This window comes from Prosthecobacter sp., from assembly GCF_029946185.1.
Taxonomy (GTDB): Bacteria; Verrucomicrobiota; Verrucomicrobiia; order Verrucomicrobiales; family Verrucomicrobiaceae; genus Prosthecobacter.
Map to the genome: position 1 here is coordinate 25,630 of NZ_JAQSEA010000127.1, position 20,256 is coordinate 45,885.

Annotated in this window: 16 protein-coding genes and 1 tRNA gene; 11 read left to right on the top strand and 6 right to left on the bottom strand. The window is 60.9% G+C overall.

Annotated elements, in window-relative coordinates; genetic code table 11:
- The first annotated feature begins 94 nt into the window (after positions 1 to 94).
- Positions 95 to 721 carry a L,D-transpeptidase gene (locus PSV43_RS10570; protein WP_300196535.1) on the top strand — a complete coding sequence of 209 codons (627 nt, stop codon included), beginning with the start codon at positions 95 to 97 and terminating at the stop codon, positions 719 to 721.
- A gap of 100 nt (positions 722 to 821) precedes the next feature.
- On the opposite strand, the gene PSV43_RS10575 is transcribed toward PSV43_RS10570, so the two are convergent.
- Both PSV43_RS10575 and PSV43_RS10580 read right to left on the bottom strand, forming a co-directional pair.
- The gene (locus PSV43_RS10575; RefSeq protein WP_300196537.1) at positions 822 to 1,493 is read right to left on the bottom strand and encodes a hypothetical protein; all 672 of its coding nucleotides are present in this window, start codon (positions 1,491 to 1,493) and stop codon (positions 822 to 824) included.
- Between the two features lie 200 nt (positions 1,494 to 1,693).
- Positions 1,694 to 6,370: a hypothetical protein gene (locus PSV43_RS10580; protein WP_300196539.1), complete on the bottom strand. Its 4,677-nt coding sequence runs from the start codon at positions 6,368 to 6,370 to the stop codon at positions 1,694 to 1,696.
- Between the two features lie 236 nt (positions 6,371 to 6,606).
- On the opposite strand from PSV43_RS10580, the gene PSV43_RS10585 reads away from it, so the two are divergent.
- The 4 genes from PSV43_RS10585 to PSV43_RS10600 all read left to right on the top strand — a co-directional run bounded on the left by PSV43_RS10585 (position 6,607) and on the right by PSV43_RS10600 (position 8,951).
- On the top strand, positions 6,607 to 7,122 hold the full coding sequence (locus tag PSV43_RS10585) for a hypothetical protein (RefSeq protein WP_300196541.1): 516 nt from the start codon (positions 6,607 to 6,609) through the stop codon (positions 7,120 to 7,122).
- Between the two features lie 30 nt (positions 7,123 to 7,152).
- The gene (locus PSV43_RS10590) at positions 7,153 to 7,647 is read left to right on the top strand and encodes a hypothetical protein (RefSeq protein WP_300196542.1); all 495 of its coding nucleotides are present in this window, start codon (positions 7,153 to 7,155) and stop codon (positions 7,645 to 7,647) included.
- 232 nt (positions 7,648 to 7,879) lie between these two features.
- On the top strand, positions 7,880 to 8,122 hold the full coding sequence (locus PSV43_RS10595; RefSeq protein ID WP_300196544.1) for a hypothetical protein: 243 nt from the start codon (positions 7,880 to 7,882) through the stop codon (positions 8,120 to 8,122).
- Between the two features lie 307 nt (positions 8,123 to 8,429).
- Positions 8,430 to 8,951, top strand: a complete 522-nt coding sequence (locus PSV43_RS10600) for a DUF2314 domain-containing protein (protein ID WP_300196546.1) — start codon at positions 8,430 to 8,432, stop codon at positions 8,949 to 8,951.
- A 170-nt stretch (positions 8,952 to 9,121) separates the two neighbouring features.
- Here the strand turns inward: PSV43_RS10600 and PSV43_RS10605 are convergent, their stop codons facing one another.
- Complete coding sequence (locus tag PSV43_RS10605) at positions 9,122 to 9,472, bottom strand: hypothetical protein (protein WP_300196548.1); 351 nt, start codon at positions 9,470 to 9,472, stop codon at positions 9,122 to 9,124.
- 10 nt (positions 9,473 to 9,482) lie between these two features.
- Here PSV43_RS10605 and PSV43_RS10610 point away from each other — a divergent pair, with 10 nt between their 5' ends.
- On the top strand, positions 9,483 to 11,795 hold the full coding sequence (locus PSV43_RS10610) for a hypothetical protein (RefSeq protein ID WP_300196550.1): 2,313 nt from the start codon (positions 9,483 to 9,485) through the stop codon (positions 11,793 to 11,795).
- Positions 11,796 to 11,812: 17 nt separating this feature from the next.
- Positions 11,813 to 12,316 carry a hypothetical protein gene (locus tag PSV43_RS10615; RefSeq protein WP_300196552.1) on the top strand — a complete coding sequence of 168 codons (504 nt, stop codon included), beginning with the start codon at positions 11,813 to 11,815 and terminating at the stop codon, positions 12,314 to 12,316.
- 613 nt (positions 12,317 to 12,929) lie between these two features.
- Here PSV43_RS10615 and PSV43_RS10620 read toward each other — a convergent pair.
- Positions 12,930 to 15,116, bottom strand: a complete 2,187-nt coding sequence (locus PSV43_RS10620; protein WP_300196554.1) for an acetylxylan esterase — start codon at positions 15,114 to 15,116, stop codon at positions 12,930 to 12,932.
- Between the two features lie 142 nt (positions 15,117 to 15,258).
- On the opposite strand from PSV43_RS10620, the gene PSV43_RS10625 reads away from it, so the two are divergent.
- A tRNA-Leu gene (locus tag PSV43_RS10625) sits at positions 15,259 to 15,343 on the top strand.
- A gap of 102 nt (positions 15,344 to 15,445) precedes the next feature.
- Here the strand turns inward: PSV43_RS10625 and PSV43_RS10630 are convergent.
- Entirely contained in the window at positions 15,446 to 16,936 is a 1,491-nt protein-coding gene (locus tag PSV43_RS10630; protein WP_300196556.1) for an amidase, read from the bottom strand.
- Between the two features lie 8 nt (positions 16,937 to 16,944).
- Positions 16,945 to 18,144 carry a serpin family protein gene (locus tag PSV43_RS10635; RefSeq protein WP_300196558.1) on the bottom strand — a complete coding sequence of 400 codons (1,200 nt, stop codon included), beginning with the start codon at positions 18,142 to 18,144 and terminating at the stop codon, positions 16,945 to 16,947.
- Positions 18,145 to 18,289: 145 nt separating this feature from the next.
- On the opposite strand from PSV43_RS10635, the gene PSV43_RS10640 reads away from it, so the two are divergent.
- Genes PSV43_RS10640 through PSV43_RS10650 form a run of 3 tightly spaced genes read left to right on the top strand, consistent with a single transcriptional unit; the run spans position 18,290 to position 20,051 of the window.
- The gene (locus PSV43_RS10640) at positions 18,290 to 18,820 is read left to right on the top strand and encodes a hypothetical protein (RefSeq protein WP_300196560.1); all 531 of its coding nucleotides are present in this window, start codon (positions 18,290 to 18,292) and stop codon (positions 18,818 to 18,820) included.
- A gap of 12 nt (positions 18,821 to 18,832) precedes the next feature.
- The gene (locus PSV43_RS10645; RefSeq protein WP_300196562.1) at positions 18,833 to 19,363 is read left to right on the top strand and encodes a hypothetical protein; all 531 of its coding nucleotides are present in this window, start codon (positions 18,833 to 18,835) and stop codon (positions 19,361 to 19,363) included.
- Positions 19,353 to 20,051 carry a phosphoribosylanthranilate isomerase gene (locus PSV43_RS10650; RefSeq protein WP_300196564.1) on the top strand — a complete coding sequence of 233 codons (699 nt, stop codon included), beginning with the start codon at positions 19,353 to 19,355 and terminating at the stop codon, positions 20,049 to 20,051. The genes PSV43_RS10645 and PSV43_RS10650 overlap by 11 nt, the downstream gene beginning before the upstream one ends.
- Positions 20,052 to 20,256 lie beyond the last annotated feature (205 nt).

A 20,256-nucleotide genomic window follows, 5' to 3' on the forward strand; every position in this document is an offset into this window, starting at 1 on the left:
TGCTTCAGGTTTAAAGCTCCAAGTTCACGGGCGCGCCGTATTCTTGGGCAACTTTAAACTTTAAACCTGAAACTTTAAACTCTACATGCCTCGCATGATGTCACTCCGGCTGCTTCTTCTCTTTTCGCTCAGTCTCGTCAGTTGCAACACCGTGAAAAACACGGGCAACAATGCTTTCCATTACAGTCGCAGGTTCGTGACCAGTGAGATCCCCCGCGCCTCGCGCTTTGTCTGGAAAGGCGTCACCGGACTCTTTGGCCCGGGCGACAATTCCTTCTGGTATGCCGATGAGATGCGCGGCAAGCCCAGCGTGGTCATCAACCTCAGTGAGCAGATGGTGTACCTCTTCAAGCGCGGCGAACTCGCTGGCGGCTCCCCCATTTCCTCCGGCGCTGAGGGCTATGACACGCGGCCGGGCAGGTATCATATCACGCAGAAAGACATCGGTCACAAATCCTCCATCTACGGCGATTACGAGGACTACCAGGGCAACGTGATCATGCAGAACATCGACAACCGCAAGGACCGCAAGCCGCCGGGCACGCGCTTTGAAGGAGCGAAGATGTTTTACTTCATGCGCATCTATGGCGGCGTGGGTATGCATCAGGGCTATCTGCCCGGCTACGCCGCATCGCACGGCTGCATCCGTTTGCCGGGGCACATGGCGGAGAAGTTTTTCCACGAGGTGTCAGTGGGGACGCCGGTGCAGGTGGTGCCGTGATGGGGGCGGAGTTGCGTGTGTGCGCGGGAAGAAAGTAATGTCGAATTTTAGCTCGTCCTGGAAAGAACCCACGCGCGCCAGAACGAGCTAAAGCTCGATACTACTTTCGCTCTGCGACGAAAATGGTGTGCGTGCTGCGCTTGGCCTGAGGGTAGGCTTTGGCGGCGACGGTTTCGACTTTGAAGCCTGCTTTGCTGAGGCGTTTGGCGAAGGCGTGGTCGGTGCTGGCGGACCAGAAGGTGACGCGGCCACCGGGCTTCAGGGCGTGGGTGATGGCGGAAAATCCCTGAGTCTGGTAGAGGCGCGCATTGCCGTCCTGCACCATGGCGATGGGGCCGTTGTCCACATCGAGCAGGATGGCGTCGTAGTGGGCTTTGGGGGCGCGGCTGATGACTTGGAAGACATCGTCCACGGTGATCTCGACGCGTTTGTCGTCGAGGAGATGGCCGTTGACGTCAGCAAGATACTCGCGGTTCCAGGCGACGACCTGGGGCAGCAGCTCCGCGACTTGCACGTGGGCGGCGGGACCCATGAGTTCGAGGACGCGGCGCAGGGTGAAGCCAAAGCCGAGGCCGCCGATGAGGACGTTTGCGGGGCCTGTGCCGAGGTGTGCGCAGGCGAGCTCTGCGAGGACTTTTTCGGACTCGGAGGCATTGGTGCCCATGAGGGGCTGGCGGTTCACTCGCAGATAGAAATTCGAATCATGCGCATGCAGGGTGAGCTCCGCGCCGTCGGGCGTGTGAGATGTGGCCAGGAGGAGAAAGGGTTTCATGGGAGGGCAGCACCCGCGAAAAGCCATGTGCCTCTCCGGCCCGTGACAGGAGCGCGGAGCGGCGCGTGTGCAACCAAAGTACTCGTGAGCTTTAGCTCGCTCTGGATAGCGCTCGCTCTTCCCAGAATCCAGAACGAGCTGAATGGGTAGAATAGGACTGATCCGACCGATGCGACGGAGAGCAATCACTCCCAGCGCTCTTACTTCTTCGCCTTGGTGGCGATGGCTTTGTAGTAGCTTTCGATGGCGGCGCGGTATTCGGGGGCGGCTTCGGAGCGGGTGGCTTCGGTGAGGTCGTCGGCCATCTTCTGGGGGAGGTGGCCCCAGTCTCCTTTGACGAGGACTCCGACTTGTCCGAGGACGCCGTCTTGAAGCTGGGTGGATTGATTGCCGCCTTCGGCGGACTGGGCCTGGGAGTTCTGACCCTGCTGCTTTTGGTTTTGAGCCTGCTGCTGGCCGGGTTTCTGGCCGGGGGCCTGGCCCTGATTGCGGGAGTCGGCCATGCTTTGCTGCTGGGCCTGCTGGGCGTTGTTGAGACTCTGCTGGGCCTGCTGGCCTTGCTGTTGCTGACCCTGCTGCTGCTGGCCGTTTTGAGACTGCTGCTGACTGCCCTGCATGGGATGAAGCTGGGCATCGAGCTGATCGAGCGCCTGCGCGAGCATCTGGCCCTGAAGCTCTTCAAGTGGTGACGCGAGCATGGCGGGGGATGTCTTGCTGGCGGTGGCTTCGGCGGCTTTGGCTGCTTGGGCGGCATTGGTCTGGCTCTGCTGTGAGGCTTGGGGATTGGGCACGGGATTGGCCTGGGTGGCTTCGGCCTTTTGGCCGGCCTGCTGCAATTGATTGCTGGCCTGCGCGACTTGTTCGGCGGCTTCTTTATCGCCAAGACGCTGCTGATGGCGTGAGACGCGGGCGAGATCATTCGCGGCCTGTTTCTGTGCCATGCCGTTTTGCACGGCCTGCTGGGTTTCTTTGGCGACGGCCTGCTCGGCCAGCTGCGCGGTGGACTGCGCGGTTTCGGCGAGGGCCTTCTGCATGGACTGATTTTTGGGCAGTTCCTTTTCCAATGCTTCAAGCACTGCCTGCGGATTCTGCGTGGCGTCCTGCGCCATTTCCGCGAGCTGCTTGGCGCGGTCATAGGCTTCGTCGAGAGGCTCCTGTACGCCAAGTTCCTGCTCCATTTGCTGCATGGCGGCCTGATCGGCTTCGGTGAGCTGCTGGCCGTCTTCGACCTTCTGCATGTTTTGCGCGAGCTGCTCAAGCGCCTGCGCGGTCTGCTGCTGGGCATTCGCGGCGGACTGTAGAGCTTGGGCCTGCGGCTTGCTCTGGGTGGCCTGGGCGGCCTGTTTCAAATTCTGCGCAATTTGAGGGGTCTTCTGCTGCATCTGCGCGAGGGCGACATCGGCGGTGCGGGCGAGCTGGCTTTCAGCCTGCTTGGTCAAATCGGAGGCGTTGGCTTCCTGGCGCAGGGCGGCTTGCAGCGCGGCCATTTTCTCGGCGTTCTCGGCGGCCTCAGGGCGGAGTTCCTGGGCTTTTTCGGCGACTTCAGCGACGGGCTTTTCGGCCTTGGCGTCGTCGGCTGCGGTCTGGGTTTCCTGCTGCGTCTTTTTGAGATCTGCAGCGACGCGTTTCATCATGTCGCTGACTTCGGGGGTGAGCGATGCGAGTTGGGCGCGTGCGGCTTCAACCTGCGGCTGAAGCTGCGCGGTGAGTTCGTTCGCCTTCTGCTGCGCATCGGCGGTGGCCTGCAGCGCGGGCTCATTGTTGAGCTGCTGACCGGCCTGCTGCTGCGCGGCCTCGCGGGCGAGGTTTTTGTTTTGTTCGGCGGCGTTGCGCGAGGTGTCGCTGGCCTGCTGCGCGGCCTGGCGGAGATTGTTGGAGGCCTGCGGATCTTTTTGCTGCATGGCTTCGGCAATGCGGGCGCGGTTGATCTTGTCCGGCACCTGCTGCAGGGCCTCGGCGGCGGCTTTGGCCTGTGCGGCGCTCTGTGCGAGGTCCTGCTGATTTTGCGGGCGCATGGATTCCACCTGCGCGGCTTCAAGCGCCTGTGAGGCATCCTGCGCGAGGGCGTCTGCCTCCAGGGCGCGTGCGGCCTGCGCGAGCTGTGTGGCCTGCTCCTTCAAATTCGCCATGGCCTTGGTGGCCTCGGACGGCGGGGCCTTGCTGCGGCGGGCTTTCTCGGCTTCTTCAGGGGAGAGCAGGGGGATCTTCCTGGCCTCGGCGGTCTGGCGCGCGAGTTCATCCACGGCGCGACTGGCGCGGTTCATGTCCAGCGCGGCCTGGGTGTTGGTGGCTTGGTTTTGCTCGCGCAACTCGGCCTGATCCTGGAGTTGTTTGGCGGATTGGGTGAGCAGCTTTTCTGCTTTCTCGACGGGGGTGAGGCCGTCGTGATCGGGCTTCTGTTTCTGGCGCGGATCGCGTGTGGCGTTTTCAGCGTTGGCGAGGTGGTTTCTGGCCTCCTCCAGTTTGGCGAGGGCGGGGTTGTCCTGACGGGTGAGGTTTTCGCGGCGCTGGGTGGCTTCGTTGGCGGTTTGCTCGGCGATGCCGCGAGTGATGTCGGAGGCCTGCTGAAGGCGGCTGCGCAGATTGTCCGAGGCACCGTAGAGGTGCTCGGGGCTCTTGGTCTGGTCCGGCTTGTCGAGGCTGCTGGCGAGATCGGCGGAGGTTTCGGTGATGCGTTTGTCCATCTCCTGCACGGGTCCATGAAAGCGACCCTTCTGCGATTCATCGAGCTTTGACAGATCTTTTTGCAAGGTCTTGGCCTGGGCCATGAGCGCGCGCTGCTGCTCCTGCCATTTGGGGCGCTGCTCGGCATCGCGATTGGCCTGCAACGAGGTCTCGGTGAGCATGCGGGACTGGCGCTGGAGCTGCTGGGATTCCTGTGCGGCGATCTTGGCGGTGTCTTCGGCGGCAAAGGCGCGGAGGGCATCGGCGATGACGCTGGCATGGCCGGCGGCTTCACTGGCGGCGCGCTTGAGCGGCTCGGTGTTGTCGATTTCGTCGGCCTTGAGCTTTTCGAGTTCGGGAAGCTGCTCGCGGCGGAGCTGGGCGAGCTTCTTGCCAAGGAGCTGGGCCTCGGAGGCATCGAGCTGATTAGGAGCATCGCGTGCGGCTTCCTTGAGCGCGTTCCAGAGTTCTTCGGACTGGGCTTTGACCTGCTCGAGTCTTTCCTGCGCGGAGGCGAGTGCGTTGGAGGCTTCGTCCTTGGCCTTGTCGGGGTCTTTGCGGGCGTTTTTTTCGCTCTTGCGCACCTTTTCGAGTTCCTTGCGCAGCTCGCGGGTTTGTTCATCGAGACGGTCGGCCTTCACGGCGAGGCGGCGCTGGCTTTCCGCCCACTCGCGCTGGCGGGGATCGACGGTCTGCTCAAGGATGATGACGCGGACGGGCGGGGACTCGGCTTTCTGGCCTTTGAGGTCGGTGACGATGAGCTTGATGAGGAGGGCATCGCCGGTCTTCACGCCAAGCGGTGCGAGTGGGAGCAGCGTCTGCACGGGGGCTTCCTTGTCCGCTTTGGTGAAGGGGAGATCGCGCTCGGTCCAGTTGGCACCGTTGATGGCGTGGGCGAGCTTGACGCTGCCGATGCCGACATCGTCCGTGACGAGGCCGGTGAGGCGCACAGCTTCATCGGCGAGGAGTTCGATCTGCTCGGCGGGGTCGCTGATCTGCGCGGTGGGCGGGAGATCGGGAATAGTGGTGATGCGCCAAGGCGTGCTTTCTTCATTGGTGAAGCCGGTTTCCTGAGACTTCAAAGCGATCTGCCAGGAGCTGTGCGTGGGCTGCACGGGGATGTCTGTGGTGAGCAGGCCTGCGGGTGTGGTGGTGGCTGGCAGGATCTTCTTTTCGGGGAGATCGGGATTCAAAACGAAGTCGCTCTGCGAGACGGGCTGGTTGGCCTTGAGCGAGAGCTTGATGGTGGAGCCGTCGAGGGCTTCGAGATCGCCCTGGTCGGCGGTGATCTGCGTTTCCTTCCAGCCGGAGTAGGCGGGCGGGATGATGGTCTTGGTGAACTCCAGGATGCGGGGCCGTGCGCGTGCGCTGAGCGTGCGCCAGGGGGTGATGGCATCGGCCGCATGGACGCGGTAGCGCACGTCCGTCTGGCCGACGGGGATGATGCCTTCAAAGCGCGCGGTGCCGACGGCGGAGAGCTCGGTGAGGCGGGGCTTGAAGCCTTCCACGACAAACTCCAGCGTGGCCTGCGCGGGCTGCGAGCCTTCGGTTTCGATGATGAGCGGCATCTCAGAGCCGATGGGCGCGAGGGCGCTGGGCTTGAGCGGCTCAAGGATGCGGATCTTCACCGAGGCTGGGCGTTCGAGATTGGCAAACGGCAGCGCGGCACGGGCCATGAAACCGCTGAGGTGCAGGCCGGGGATGAGGCAGAGCAGGAGGATGGTGGCGACCACACCGCCAGCGGCGAAGAACAAGGGGCGCAGCGTGCGTGTGGGGAGCTTGGTGTTCCAGTCGATGCCTTCGATGGAGGCGGCGACGTCGTCCTGGAGCTTTTCGCGGAACTCGACGGAGTCCTTCACATTCACACCGCCGCGTGGATCGGCGAGCTCCACGGCGGCGAGGAGGCGCTCGCGCAGGGAGGGCTCAGCGGCTTCGATGAGCTTGGCGGTGCCTTCTTTGCCATTGCCTTGAGCGATGAAGCGCCACGCGACGTGCCATGCCGCATAAGCAGCGCCGCCGTAGGCGATGAGGGTGATCCATGGCCGCAGCGCGTCTGGCATGAACCACGCGCGGTCCAGCAGGGCGATGAGCGCAAAGGCGGCGAGGGCGAGCGCTGCGCCGCATAGCAGGGCGCGCAGTCGCAGCAAGTGCTGACGGCGCTGGCGAAAGCGTTGCAAAGCTTCGTGCGTGGCGGGACGGAGAGCGAGATTCATGTGGGGGAAAGCTTAACGCGGCGCGGGAGGAGTTCTTTACGGGGCAGGGTGGAGCGGAATGGGGGAGGTGAAAGGGGGAAGTGGGGAGCTTGGGTGGCTGCGGGAGTGGGTTTTTGGCAAGGGAATGTGGAGCAAAGGAATGGGGGAGGGGGCTGGGGATTGATCTAGATGGGAGTGACATCTGACGCAGCCAAGGCTTGACCTGCGGCGGCTTTTTCGATTTCATGCATGCAAGCATGAATATCTTCATCGCAGCAACTCTAGGCCTTTGGATGGCGGTGCCCGCCTGCGCCACGACATCAGCCTTGGTGCGAACATATCAGCCGTTTGGAATGGACCGTATCACCATCGAGCCTGTGACATGCTATGCATGGAACGCTCAAATAGCGGTGGACGATGCCTTGCTCTACATCTCGGCGAAAAACGAGGCACCCAATTTTTCCAAAACGCCCGTCGGAGATCTGAATCTGGCGTCCACCAGCCACCTCTCTTTTTCAAACAGCGAGAGCGGCACTGGCAGGCCGATGAAGGTAGTCATGAAGGCGGATGAGTTCGTCATCACTGAAGGTTATACCCGCGAAGACATCGTGAAGGCCTGTCTGGAATGTGTCCGGCGGGTGCTGCCTGAGAAGTTGCGCAACACGCCGTTAACCTTCTCAGCCTCCCCAGAAAACAAGGCATGGATGAGCAAGATCGTGGATGAGTTCAACCAGCATGACCGGAGCAAGGTGTTCTACGGGGCTGAGCCGTGAAAGCGGGGCCAATCCGCGGAGATATTTGAGATGCCCACGATGAAGACATTGATACTCACCTTTTTGCTGACACTAGCACTGCCCTTCTTTACTTCAGCCCAGGAGCCAGAGGCCGCTGAGGTCACGCAGCCAGCGGCTAACATCACGATTAAAGAAAAGGAGTTTGGGCTCTTTGAAGAGAAGGAGCGGGGGGAAATACTCTTTACCCCTGCCGAGAGCGTGCCACATGTCTTGGGTCAGGGATATGGGTGGCGTTTGAAGGTGGACACGGACAGCAAGAGCATCCGGGTGAAACATGAGTTGCATCTGCCTGCGCCAGCCAAAGATTGGGGAGACATCGAAGAAGGAATGACCGTCTCCGCTGACCGGAAGTCCTGCGCTTATGTTGAGGACTGCAAACTGCATCAAGGTTATATTTTTTACGCTTGGGAAGTGGCTGAGGATGATCCAGAAGGGGAATATGAGGTGCGCGTCTTCATCGATGACAAGCTTGTCGCCAGGTTTAAGTTCACCGTGAAGCGTTAACGATGCACAAGAATCAGCCAAATTCCGTGAGGACGGATCAAGCACAGGTGCTCACCCTTCGCTGGCTTTCCTCGACCTCTTAACCACAGTGCTCAACACCATGAAAGACCAACGCAGGCAGTTCTTCTTCTGGCTCGGCGTCTTTGTACTGCCGCGGAGTATAAGAGCATATTCCGTATTGACCCAGACGAGGAGGAGTGAAAGAGAGCTTTTTTAATCTTCCCCCCCTGACATGAGTGATCCCGCGCCACTGCTGATTTATCCGATACCGAGTCTGATTTCGAACTTGGTGAACCGGGAAGAGGAGAAGGGCAGTCCGCTGACGGAGGAGGAGGTCATAGAAGTCCGCAATAGCTGCAAGGCGGTGGCCCTGCCGAGGGATGTGGCGGAGAAGATTGATGCTGAGCGAGGGTACAAGGACATCGACCCGGAGCGCTGCTGGGAGGCGTGGCAGGAGGTGAGGAAGAGTTTTTGATGGCTTCACTCTCTTGTTCTTCTCACTGCAACTCCAGCGCATGCAGAGAGCAGTCTGATCGTAGATTGGGTGTGTTTGGCGCGCCACACACTCCCACACTCAAACCTCCTTCGCCAAACCGAGTCATGTGGCGTCTTCACACGCTCAGAGACGGGCGGGCTGTTGCCACACGCATCCTACGTCATGAGTGTCAATCATCGTGAACTCGGCTGATATGTCAGTTCGTCGGCGATTCGAAACTTGATTCTGCGGTTGTGGTCGGCAGAGTTTGAGTCGTCTGCTCACGTATCCAAGCCCCTATCCAATCATGAGATTTGCCGTCCTTCTTGTCTGCCTTGCATGTCTGAATTCCTGTGGACGCTCGAAGAGCGATGGGGTGGTGAAGCGGGAAGGGAACCCAGATTACATCCGGGTGGAAGGTGCGTCGGAGGAAAAAATGAACCAGGCAATCGCGCAATCGAGGAAGGAGATTAGCACTTTCATTGAGGCACTCGCGAACCCCAAGGCGTCGCAGACTCACTTTTCGGTGAAGAAGCCCTTTCCCTATCAGGATGGAGATGCGACTTCGCATGAACATATCTGGCTCTCCGATGTGTCGTTTCGCGACGGCAAGTTTTACGGTCGTGTGGGCAACGAGCCCGTGGATGTGAAGGGGCTGAAGCTGGGGGATGAAGTGGAGCTGGCGAAGGATGAGTCGTCTGACTGGATGATCATCGACGATGGCTATTTGATCGGCGGTTACACGATCATCGCTCTCCGTGACGCCATGCCGCCGGATGAGCAGAAAGAATTCGACGAACATTTCCCTTACAAGATCGGGGCGAAGTAGCATTGGGCCGGTCCCTGGGCTGACCTCCGCTATGATCACGGCTGCCTGGGTCACAGGACCGAAAGGCGGCGGCTAATGTTGATCCACTCTGGGATGATGATGTCATGGCTCTGTCAGACGCAGAGGTTTTGCCCTCATTGTACGCAAAATTTGGCAGTGACTGTTGTGCTTCAAAAGGCGTATTTACTCCCGTCCACAAGCTTGCCGCGACCGATCAATCTTGGGATTCTGTTATTCTCGTATTCGAGAATAACATCAAAGGCAAAAAACTTACTTTCTGTGGAGTATGGTTTGGCATAAATATCATTGAATCTGACCTGATTCAGAACCCCTGAAACCGGATTCATTGTGGAAAATCTAGAATCACCCTTGCCAACATCGCCAACATTACTGCCGTCCGCTTCGGGACTGCCCCCTGCTTCGTCGCAGGTTGAGGGTCTGAACCCGTTTACCGACGATGTCTGCTCCGGGCCGTTTGGCGTGGCGGAAAATCGCTCGGTGCCGGGCTTGAACGGAGACATTTTAGGACAGTTGACGACGACGATCGATGAGCGTCAAAGCAGCACGGGTCGTGCAGGCGGGCAGCCTCTGCTGCTGCTCACCGCCCCGCGTGCGGGCTACGGCAAGACGCATCTGCTGGGTCGTCTGGCGGCGGCGGCCAACGGGCAGGTGGTGCTGGTGCCGCTGGCGTTTCGGCTGGAGGATACGATCGGCATTTCCGCCGTGGCGGTGCGCGGGCTGGAGTCGATGGCACGGGCTGAGGCTTCGCGGGAGGGCTGGACGAAGCTGCGTGAGGCCTGCGCGGGTGTGTGCGCGATTTTGGTGCGACGTTTGATTGAGAACGGCACGCTGCCATGTGCGAATCCGGAGCAGGCGCTGCGGGTGCTGAGCGGTGATCCGGTGGAAGTTTTTGATGTGAACGGAAGTGCGCGGCTGATCGGCGACTGGGTGCGGCGCTTTGAGGGGCAACTGCGCAAGCCGATGACGGAACAGGCGATGAAGCGTGTGCCGGCAATCCCGACGGCGCTGGCCTCTTGGGTGAATGCGATGCTGAACCATGCACTGGATGGTGGGATGTCTCACATGGCGGTGCTGCGCATGCTGGCGGCGGATGATTCCAATGAGGGGCCGGTGACGTGGCTGCGCCTGCTGGGCCTGTGGCGGCCGGTGGTGCTGCTGGTGGATCATTTGGATGCGTACTATCGTAATCCTGAGGCGGGGCTGCGCATTGCCTCGCTGCTGCTGGATATGTCTGAGATGGATGGGGTGCATGTGGTGCTGAGCCTGAACCAGGATGTGTGGCAGGCGACGTTTGGGCACCATCTCCCGAGTGCAATGGAGGACCGGCTGACGGCTTCGCAGATGCTGCTGCGCGGCATTGGCGAAAGTGAGGCGGCGACGCTGTTGCGCCTGCGCCTGCAGCATGCGGGTATTCCGGCGGATGCGGCGGGTGAGTTCACAACGTTTTTGGATGTGAAGCGCTATTTCCTGGGGCGGCCTCTGGGCTCAGTTTCTGCGCGTACGTTTCTGCGGCATGCGGCGAAGCAGTGGGACTTTTTTCAGCAGACCCTGTCGGCTCCGGTGATGCCGTGGGGGATCTCGCCGCAGGCACTGGCACCGGAGGAGGGCGTGCTGCCGCTGATGACGGAGGAGGTGACTGAGAGTCTTTCCGATGAGAATGCGGAGGAGGGGGAGATTTCGATCTTCGATGCAAACACGACGGCGCAGATGAAGCTGATGGCGGAGGGACTGGCGGAACCGACGCCGGCGCTGCCGCAGCAGAATGAAGCGCCCCTGCTGCCGCCGCCACCTGCGCGGGTGAATGGGAATGGGAAACACCTGCCGCTGCCGAGCACGACTGCGGATGAGGCTGCTGACTCGCCCGAGAGGAATGAGGCTCCTGCGCAGTTCTCGCCGAGTTCAGCGGGTGCATTTGAAAATCTGCGAGAGATGCTGGGCAAGCTGAGGCAGCCGTGTGCTGCGCATGGCAATGAGAGCCACGGTGCGCATGGTGTGGCCGAGCGTCTGGCGGATGTGCTGGGTGCTGCGGCAACGCCTGAGCTGGCGGAGGTTACGGCTGAATCGTGTATCACGAAGCTGGCCGCGCGGGCGGGTGCTGCGGCATCGCCTGCGATGGAAGAGGCTACGACTGTCGAGGAACTGCCAGAACCGGCTTTCGCGCAGGCTGCGGCAACGGCGGTTGTCTTACCACCACCCTTGCCATCACGGCCTGGGGGAGCGGCTGTGCCGAATGCGGAGCGTGATGCGCTGCTGGGGCGCTACGAGGCGCTGCGGCTGCAAATGGCGGCGGAGGCGGTGTCACTGCCGCTGGATTTCACGAAGCTGGCAGATCTGATCCGGCTGGCGGGAAAGCGCTTTCCTTTGGTGCGCTTCAGCGAGTATGAGCTGCCGGGCATGACGGGCCGCTATGCGATGTGCTGGTCGCTGCAGGGGCTGGAGGTGGTGTTTGGTCTGGCGATTTTTTCGGACGCTTCCTACTGGCGCACACTGGCGGGTTTTGCTGCGGGCCGGCTGGCGGAAGTGAACCAAGATGCGCTGGCCACGGGTGCTGCGGAGCCACGGCTGAAGATCACGACTTTCAAAACGGATCGCGAGCAGCAGAGCTGGGCCATCCTCCAGAACAGCGCGGCATTTCCTGAGGTGCTGAAGACGAACGTGGACCCGATCCACCTGGACACTCAAAACGTCGCGGCGCTGTATGCGATGCAGCGCATCATTAAAGAGGCCGAAAGCGGCATGCTGGAAGCTGCGCCTGCACAGGTCATGAGCGTGCTGGCGCGGGAGCTGGATTTCTTCTGGAAACGGGTGACGCGGGCGGGGTGAAGGTGGAATGGTGAGGGATGACGATTGATGAATGCGGAGATGCGCCGGGGCTGCCTCTTTTTACGGCACGTCCCTGGGTGCTGGTGGGGGGACTGGGTGCTTCCGAAACTGCGCGTGAGGTGAAGCCTGCGAAACCTGCTCCGACTGAGGGGCTGGAGCTTTTTCAGGCGGCACCGGCTGCTGAGGCGGAGGGGTATGCGGCGTGGAAGTCTGAGATGGCTGCGACGAAGGCGGCTGAACGGGCGCGACTGCGGAGCATGGAATTGCCCGAGCATGGGGGCGAGGAGGGCTTTGCGCGCTGGAAGGAGGATGCGGAGGCCGCCAGGCTCGCCTTTGAGCGACGCTGGGCCGTGCCATTGGGCAAGCACGTGCGCGTGCTGTTGCGCGGTGAATCCCGGGAGAGAGAGGGGCTGTTGCGAGTGGTTGAGGTGGCTGGTGGAAACACCGCCGGGCAGCTCCGACTCACCCTTGGTGGGCACACCTTTGTGGCGGGGCAGATTGAGAGTCTGGTGCGGGTGTGAGGCGGGCCATGGGAGTGGCACCAACGCAGGAAAGTTTTCAAAAAACAGGGCCTATAATACCTGTTTGAGTGCTGCGGCACTTTCGATCTCAGAACTTATAGCATATCGCAAAATTCATTTCCGGATGGAGCAGATGGAGGCGGTCTTTGAGGCGGATAACATGAAATGATTGAGGGCATGACAGAGGCGATCCTCATGCTCCGAGTCGTTGCGTGCGATCCCTGGAGTTGCTCCAGCGTGGCGTTGTCCACATCAGGTCTGAGTTCCTTCGCTCTCAACAACCATCTTCAAAGCACTGACTGCTTTTTTGTACAGCGCTTTTTGCGGCTCTATCCGGAAATCAGTATATCAGTATTCCGGATCGTTTCGGATTTGAATATGCAGCGCTCGGGAAAATGTTTAAAGGCAACGTTCCTCCCAATTCAAAGCTGCTGAAATCAATGCTCGATATGCCTGATGCCTATAGGTGACGGCGAAAGGCAGGAGAAGGAGGATGCTCACGAGGAAGGTGATGAGCTTCGGGGCTAGCATGAGATGGGCCGTTTGGTGCTGAGTGGAGGATGTGGGCGTGCTGACCGACGGGCATGAGTGCCCATCGTACTGCCTGCCTGCATCAGGGGCGCGGAGGGCTGTCTTTTTTTGGCGCATCCTTCTTTTCCTTCACCTCTTCTTTCACCTCCTCGGGCTTCACGGGGACTCGCACCTGGAACTGGGTTTCTTTGCCGAGGTTTTTGGTGATGGTGGCGGGGTAGTCCCAGGCGGCTTTGTCGGGGGAGTAGATGACGACCTTGCTGCGCATGGCGGCCATGGCGGTGGCCTGGGGGATGTCGAGGTATTTGAGGACGTTGAGCATCGCGGGGCCGACGGCTGCGGGATCGCCGGAGACGGTGCCGTTGTGGGTGAGTGGCATGTCGTGGAGGTCGAGGCGCTTGATGTTGTCTTCAAAGAGTGAGGCGTAGAGGGCATCGATGGCCATGTCGCGGTGGGCCTGAATCCAGAGCGGGGTCTCGCCGAAGCCGGGGATGGCGCGGATGCTTTGCAGTGTGCGGCGGATGTCCCACACGCGCATGCCATCGAGCGTCTGGCCGAGGAGGTAGAAGCGGCGGAGGCGCTGCCTCTGCGCCTTGTCGCTGCCGGTCCAGGCGGTGGGGCCGACGCCGCGCGGGCAGATGTAGGCCATGCCCCATTTGAAATTCGTGAACATCTTCTTTTCCTGCTCAAAGGCGGCGTCGTCTTTCGGTGCGCCGGGGAAGACTTCGATGAGCTTGCCAAAGCGTGAGTGGTAGGCGGCGCAGAATTCATCCCAGCCGGGTTCATCCAGCACATTGAGCGCGACGAGGTCGAGATCTTCGGCGCGCAGCCCATCGCGATGCACGACGTAGAGCCGCAGGCGGAAGGGGGACTGGCTTTCAAAATCGTAGGCGGTCATGCGAATGCCATCGACTTCGGCGCTGCTTTCCTTCTGCGGATTGACAGAGGCGATTTCTTTGGGCCAGCCATTGAAGACTTTGTCCTTGAGGTCGTTCATCCAGGTGTCGCTCTGCTGGGTCCAGTCAGCGGCATTGGTGGCGGGCGCGGGGGCTTTGGCCATGGGAACGAAGGTTTCGTCGATCTTGGTGTTGATCTCGTCCTTGGGGATCTGGGTGAAGACGCGCAGGGAGGCGGGCTCGATGGATTTCTTGGCACCCTCGTCGAGCACGGCCATGGGGTCGGCTTTTTTGAGGAAGCGCTCGAACCAATGAAACGCGCCGATGTTCAGCGGCTGCAGATCTTTGTGCGGACCTTCGGCGACCTGGAGGCCGATGTTTCCCTCTTTGCCGAGCAGGGAGTAGAGGCGGCGGACGTTCTGGTAGATGCGGAAGACGCCGTCGATGGGAAAGATGGGGTCTTTGTCGGTATTGATGATGAGAAGGGGGCGGGGGGCGGCGAGGGCGACTAGGCGGTCGAAGTTCCAGCGGTAGGTGTTCACGAAGAACATGCAGTCGCAGTGGCCTTCGATGCAGCCGTCGATGACCTGATTCTGCATATCTGTGACGCCGGCGGTGGGGGCGCTGGCTTTGATGCGCTCATCCAGCGCGGTGATCCACCAGGAGTAGGCACCGCCTCCGCTGCGGCCAGTGACGCCGAAGCGGGTCTTGTCCACTTCCTGACGAGTTTCGAGGTAGTCGAGGGCGCGGATGCAGCTCCAGGCTTCGAGGCCGGCGGGGGTGTAGCCGCGGGAGAACCACCACCAGCGGCCTTTGCTGTAGGTGCCGTGGTGCTCGCCACGGATCTCGCCGAGCTGCACGGTATCGATGATCATGCAGGTGTAGCCATGGCGTGCGTACCATGCGCCGTGGTGCTCATAGCCGGTCTTGTTGCCGAGGCTGATGCCTTCCTTGACCACATTGGCATGGCCGCAGACGTAGAGGATGGTGGGCAGGGGCTTTTCGACCTTTTCGGGACGGTAAAAATTGGCCGTGACGTAGAGGCCGGGCATGGACTGGAAGTGGAGCTTTTCCACGATGAAGCCGTCGCCTTTGACCTCGCCGGTCTTGGTGACATTGAGCGGCGTTTTTTCCGGCAGGGGATCGAGGCCGAGCATTTCGAACATCTGACGGCGGTATTCGGGGGCCTTGGCCTCCCAGTCTGCGGCGGTCTCGATCTGCGCGAGGCCGTTGTCTGCGGTGATCTCGCGTGCTTGCCCGGCGAAGTAGCGGTCGATGAGCCTGTTGCCCACAGTGTCCGGGGTCTTTTCAGGGTAAGGCGAGGCTGCTAGGACAAGAGTAGGCAGCAGGCAGAGGAGCAGGGAAGTGCGCATGAGATGGGATGACAGCCAAAACGTTCCTCAAAGGCAAGAGTGATCGTCTTTTGCATCGGCACATAAAAGTGCACGAAAATGTAAAACAGTGGTTGCATAAAACCTCAGGCGTCTATATTCGCGGCCCCTGTTTTTCACACCTGCTCGGGTGGCGGAATTGGTATACGCGCAAGACTAAGGATCTTGTGCCGAAAGGCTTAAGGGTTCGAGTCCCTTCCCGAGCACCACTCTTTGAAGTACAAAGAGTCACCACTAGTGAATATTTTTTGAGCTGCGTTAGCTCCCTCTGGGTGGCTTGCACGCTTGCCAGAACAAACTGAAGCTCTCGGCTACTTTCGTCCGTGAAACTCGGGCGTGCGTCTTGCCTGGGTGAGTTGCTCGAACGCATGGCCTAGCTCGAGGATACGCGCATCCGCGTTCGCGGTGCCTATGAAGGAGAAGCCGATGGGCAGGGCGTCCACGAATCCGAGGGGTACCGTAAGATGGGGATAACCGGCCACGGCTGCGGGAGTGCTGGCGACGCGCTCATTTGTATCGCCATGCGCGAGATTAATGAGGCCGACGGGATCGTTGGTGGGGAAGATTAAAGCGTCGAGCTGGTGGGCTTGGAGCGCGGCGTCGATGCCTTCGGGACCGGCAAGGCGGCATGCGTTCTCTCGGGCGGCGGCACCTGCGGCGATGATCTCTGGGGTGCCGAGGTGTTCAGCCTGCTCAAAGAACTCCTGGCGGAAGTGCGGCATTTCGGCTTCACGATGCTGCTCGTTGAAGGCGATGAGTTCTGCCAGTGATCGCACATCGCCAGCGCGTTGTTTGAGGTAGGCGTTCAAATCGGTGCGCAGTTCGATGAGCATGGCTTTCCAGGCAAGCGCACCGGCTTCGCGCATATTGGGCAGCTTTACGCGATCCACGATGATCGCTCCGGCTGCGCGCAGCTTTTCCAGTGCGGTTTCAAACAGGGCGAGCACCTGTGCATTTTTGCCGCATTGACTGCGTGCGACGCCGAGGCGTGCGCCTTTGATGGCGTCTGACTTTAAATCGACGGTGAAATTTCCTGCGAGCACCTGCATGAGCAGCGCGGCATCGCGGACGGTGAGTGTCATCGGTCCCGCTGTGTCCTGCCAGTGGGTGATGGGGATGATGCCGCTGCCATTGATGAGGCCGACGGTGGGCTTAAAGCCGACGATGCCGCAGGCGCTTGCGGGGCTGACGATGGAGCCGTTGGTCTCCGTGCCGATGGCTGCGGGTGCGAGTCCTGCCGCGACGGCGGCAGCAGAGCCAGAGCTGGAGCCGCTAGCGCTGTGAGTGAGCCGGTGCGGATTGCGGGTGAGGCCGCCGCGTGCACTCCAGCCGCTGGTGGAATTGGGTGAGCGGATGTTGGCCCATTCACTGAGGTTGGTTTTGCCGAGGATGAGAGCTCCAGCCTCACGCAGTCGCGTCACCAGTGCGGCATCGCGCTGCGGTTTGTTCTCGCGCAGCGCCAGCGACCCCGCCGTCGTGTGCATGCCATCCGCAGTCTCGATGTTGTCCTTGATCAGAATAGGCAGTCCATGCAGCGCGCCGGGTTTGCACGCAGCGGCGAGGTCTTTCGCTGCGGGGTTCAATTCGAGCACGGCATTCACTCGCGGCCCCGCTTGGTCGATCTGCGCGATGCGTGCGAGAAAATGCTCCACCAGCAGCGCAGGCGTGGTCTGCCCGGCTTGGAGCATGGCGGCGAGATCCGCCAGCGTCGCGTAGGGCAGGGGAGGACGGGATTGCTTCTGACCGCAAGCGGCAGGGCAGAGTGCGACAGCGGCGGATTTTAGTAGGCGGCGGCGGTTCATGGGGGGGGCTAGACTCCAGCGTATCTTCCCATGAACAGGATCAAGCCGGTGGATTGATGGCGCATTAGCCAGAGGAAGGGGCGATTGGCGATGAAATTGACGATGACGCGTTTGGGCGGTGCAGGCGCTCCGCCAAAGGGGTCCGCAGCGGCTGTAAGAGCAGCGGCGGCTTCTGCGCCTAACTCGTTGATTTCGATCAAGGCTTCATGCGAGATGTCGCTGACGAAGAACCCGCCCGCGGGCAGCCCCTTGGTGAGATCGGCGGTGCCTTTTGCAAACACATGCTGCGTTCCAAGTCGCTGCCACAGCCCTTTAAGGCTGAGCTGCGTGCTGTAGCCGAAGCGTGGCAGCATCACATTTACATCGCATTCGGAGAGGCCGCTTCGCACGGCGTTCCACAGTTCCGGTGTGAGCGTTGTCTCGATGTTCTGGCGCGTGGTTTCATTGCGCGGCAGAAGGATCAGAAGGCTGACCTCGCCTCCGGACATGGGCATTTCAATGCACTGCCATGATTCGGCTTCGGCATAATCAAAGGCTCCCAGCGGCATGATCATCGTCGGCAGCATGACGGCTCCTTGAGTGGGGGTTTGAAAGGAGCGCGGCTTGGTGCGCTTGAGTTCAAAGGGCTGTGACCAGCGGCCTTTGAGATACACGGTGTTGACCGCTATCACCGAGTGGTCGGGACTGGTGAAAGCTGAGGGGCCGATGATCTGCGAGATGCGGCCACGGGTCTTCTCGCGCACCCACAGATTCACCGCTGCCGCGCATTCAGTGGCATTGCCTGCGGGGAGTTTTTGCAGTGTCGCGCCGAATTGAGTCTGGCTGGATTCTAGGAATTCGGGGGCAAAGTCAGCCGAGTTTGCGGCCCAGAGGGAGTTCGTGATTTCCATGGCCAGCGCACCGCGCGTCACGGTGCCTGCCAGAGCGGTGCGCAGGGCTGCGACGTTTTTGATTTCCTTGGCCATGTCTCCGCTGATGTGTGCCAGGGCAGCGAGTTCGGCCTGCGTTTCACCCTGGGCTGCTGTGGTCAGCAGCGCCGCCATTTGATGGGAACTGAAGGGGGAGAAGCAAAAATTTCCCGGCGTCATATGTCGGAAGAGCTGAAACAACTCGCAGGCATGGGCATTGGACGTCTTGGCTGCAGGCAGCTCTGGGGACTGCGCCTGACCAGTCGCTGTAAAGAGCAGGGCTAGCAGGAGGGCGCGCATTGGTCGAAGCTAATTCGGGGCCTCACGCTGAGGCAAGGATGAAATGCGCAGCGAGGCCCGCGCCTGCCGCAGAAAGCGAATTCTGGCATTTCGCATCTTTTATTATTGTCACTTCAGAGTCACCATGATAAAAAATGCGCCCTTCGTGAATTTTACCGCTTTTTGTTTCGCTACTTCCTTTCTTGCTGCCACCGCTGTTTTGAGCGCGGATGAGCCGATGCTGCCGCAGGCTCTGGGGATGACTGGCCCCTCATTTCATTCGGATGGGCCGCGTGGCTTTCTGAAGCCTTCGAAGTCGATCAAGCCGCCAGTGAGCAACGTCGCGGCCGTGCCTGCGCCTGCCATCGTGCAGTCGCCTACGGCGGAGACGCGCCTGCGCCGTCTGGTGGTGGTCTCGGGTACGATGACGCCGGAAGCCCTGCGTGAAACCATTCTCGCCTGCGGGCAGACGCGCACGCCAGTGACGATGGCGGGCGGCGGAAATGCGCCTGCGCCCATGCTCTCTGACCTCGCCGGGTTGTTTGGCTCGACGGTGACTGAGGACACGCAAAAGAAAGTTTTGGAAACCGTGCGCAAAGGCATGGGATCTTCCGCCAAGCCGCTCCAGCGCGTGGAAGTGGTCGGCTGGCTGCCAAGTGAAGGCGTGATGGCGGTGGCGGTGTACCCGGAAAGCTGATAAGAGCTTTCCATGAAACGTTACCCGGCTGTAAAGTCTGCTCCGGTGATCAAGCCTGTCCCCATCGCTCCCGCGGCTCCGCTTGCACCTGCGGCTCCGGTCGCTCCTGCCGTGCCACGCGTCCTGCTGGCGGCGGAGAGCCTGCCCTACCGGCGCGTGATCCGTGAGGCGCTGCTGGCCTTCCGCATCTGCGAGGTGGACGACGCCCCCAGCGGAGAGCGTGCCTTTGAGCTGGCGCTGCAGCGTGAATACTCGCTGTTTTTGTTTTCACTGCCCCTGCCTGATATGACGGGAGACATGTTGGACCGCCTGCTGAGCAAGGCCTACCCCATGGTGCATGCCGGGGTGCATGCCGCGCCGCCGGTGATCTTCCTCATTCAGCCCACGGATGCGCTGCGCTTTCAGGAGCTGCAGCGCGATGTGCGCGTACGTGGCAGCATGCCATTGCCGCCGAAGCTGGATGTGCTTTTGTCTGTGACGGCATCCCTGCTGCCAGAGCGCCAAGGGCTGGCCTTCCCATCGTTTCCACCTCATGTTTCCTGATTCCCAGCGTCGCAGTGTCAAGGTATGTGGCATCACCCAGCCCGAGCAGGCTGCGGTGATTTTTGCGCTGGGTGCGGATGCCGTGGGCATCAATCTCTGGCCCAAGTCGAAACGCCACATGCCGCTGGAGGTGGCGGTGAAGTCATTGCAAAGCGTGGCGGCAAAGCACGTCCTCGTGGCGGTGCTGGTCAATCCGGATGCCGCGCTGCTGGATGCGGCGATCTCCTGCCAGTTATTTCAAGCCCTGCAACTGCATGGCGATGAAACGCCGGCTGAGGTGGAGCGCCTCATGCAGCGTGGGGTCCATGTCATCAAGGCGTTGCAGGTGCGGGATGCTGCGTCGCTGGCGCAGATCGGCGAGTTTCCCTGTGAGTCGATCTTGCTCGACGCCTACAATCCCGGCACCTACGGCGGCGGCGGGCACGCTTTTCCATGGGAGTTGGCCGTGCGGGCCAAAGACATGTTTCCAGCCAAGCAGTTCCTGCTCTCCGGCGGTCTGAACGCTGACAATGTACGGATGGCGGTGGAGCAAACTCAGCCCATCGCGGTCGATGTCGCCAGCGGGGTGGAGTCGCTGCCGGGCAGCAAGGATTTGGTGCAAGTCGCGCGGTTCATTGCCGAAGCGCGGGCTGGGTGGGTGGCGGAGGAATCAGTCAAGGAGTCAAGCCGTCCAAGAGGTCAAGAGTAACGACTCGTTCTCGAAACTGCCACTCCGCTTCATGCTGGACTCCGTCTGGCTCAGACGTGGCCTTGGTAAAGCAGTCCCGAGCTTGGGTGACGCATCCTGGCTGCTTGATGATGAAGCAAGCGTCATGATCGAGGACGAGGCCTGCTGCACCCCGTGCTACGTCTTGACTGCTTGACACCCTGACCACTTGACCTCCATTCATCAT

Excerpts from the sequence above, each read along its gene's own strand:
- PSV43_RS10570 (WP_300196535.1), top strand. The coding sequence starts at position 95 with ATGATGTCACTCCGGCTGCTTCTTCTCTTTTCGCTCAGTCTCGTCAGT.
- PSV43_RS10575 (WP_300196537.1), bottom strand. The coding sequence starts at position 1,493 with ATGAAACCCTTTCTCCTCCTGGCCACATCTCACACGCCCGACGGCGCG.
- PSV43_RS10580 (WP_300196539.1), bottom strand. The coding sequence starts at position 6,370 with ATGAATCTCGCTCTCCGTCCCGCCACGCACGAAGCTTTGCAACGCTTT.
- PSV43_RS10585 (WP_300196541.1), top strand. The coding sequence starts at position 6,607 with ATGAATATCTTCATCGCAGCAACTCTAGGCCTTTGGATGGCGGTGCCC.
- PSV43_RS10590 (WP_300196542.1), top strand. The coding sequence starts at position 7,153 with ATGCCCACGATGAAGACATTGATACTCACCTTTTTGCTGACACTAGCA.
- PSV43_RS10595 (WP_300196544.1), top strand. The coding sequence starts at position 7,880 with ATGAGTGATCCCGCGCCACTGCTGATTTATCCGATACCGAGTCTGATT.
- PSV43_RS10600 (WP_300196546.1), top strand. The coding sequence starts at position 8,430 with ATGAGATTTGCCGTCCTTCTTGTCTGCCTTGCATGTCTGAATTCCTGT.
- PSV43_RS10605 (WP_300196548.1), bottom strand. The coding sequence starts at position 9,472 with ATGTCTCCGTTCAAGCCCGGCACCGAGCGATTTTCCGCCACGCCAAAC.
- PSV43_RS10615 (WP_300196552.1), top strand. The coding sequence starts at position 11,813 with ATGACGATTGATGAATGCGGAGATGCGCCGGGGCTGCCTCTTTTTACG.
- PSV43_RS10620 (WP_300196554.1), bottom strand. The coding sequence starts at position 15,116 with ATGCGCACTTCCCTGCTCCTCTGCCTGCTGCCTACTCTTGTCCTAGCA.
- PSV43_RS10630 (WP_300196556.1), bottom strand. The coding sequence starts at position 16,936 with ATGAACCGCCGCCGCCTACTAAAATCCGCCGCTGTCGCACTCTGCCCT.
- PSV43_RS10635 (WP_300196558.1), bottom strand. The coding sequence starts at position 18,144 with ATGCGCGCCCTCCTGCTAGCCCTGCTCTTTACAGCGACTGGTCAGGCG.
- PSV43_RS10645 (WP_300196562.1), top strand. The coding sequence starts at position 18,833 with ATGAAACGTTACCCGGCTGTAAAGTCTGCTCCGGTGATCAAGCCTGTC.
- PSV43_RS10650 (WP_300196564.1), top strand. The coding sequence starts at position 19,353 with ATGTTTCCTGATTCCCAGCGTCGCAGTGTCAAGGTATGTGGCATCACC.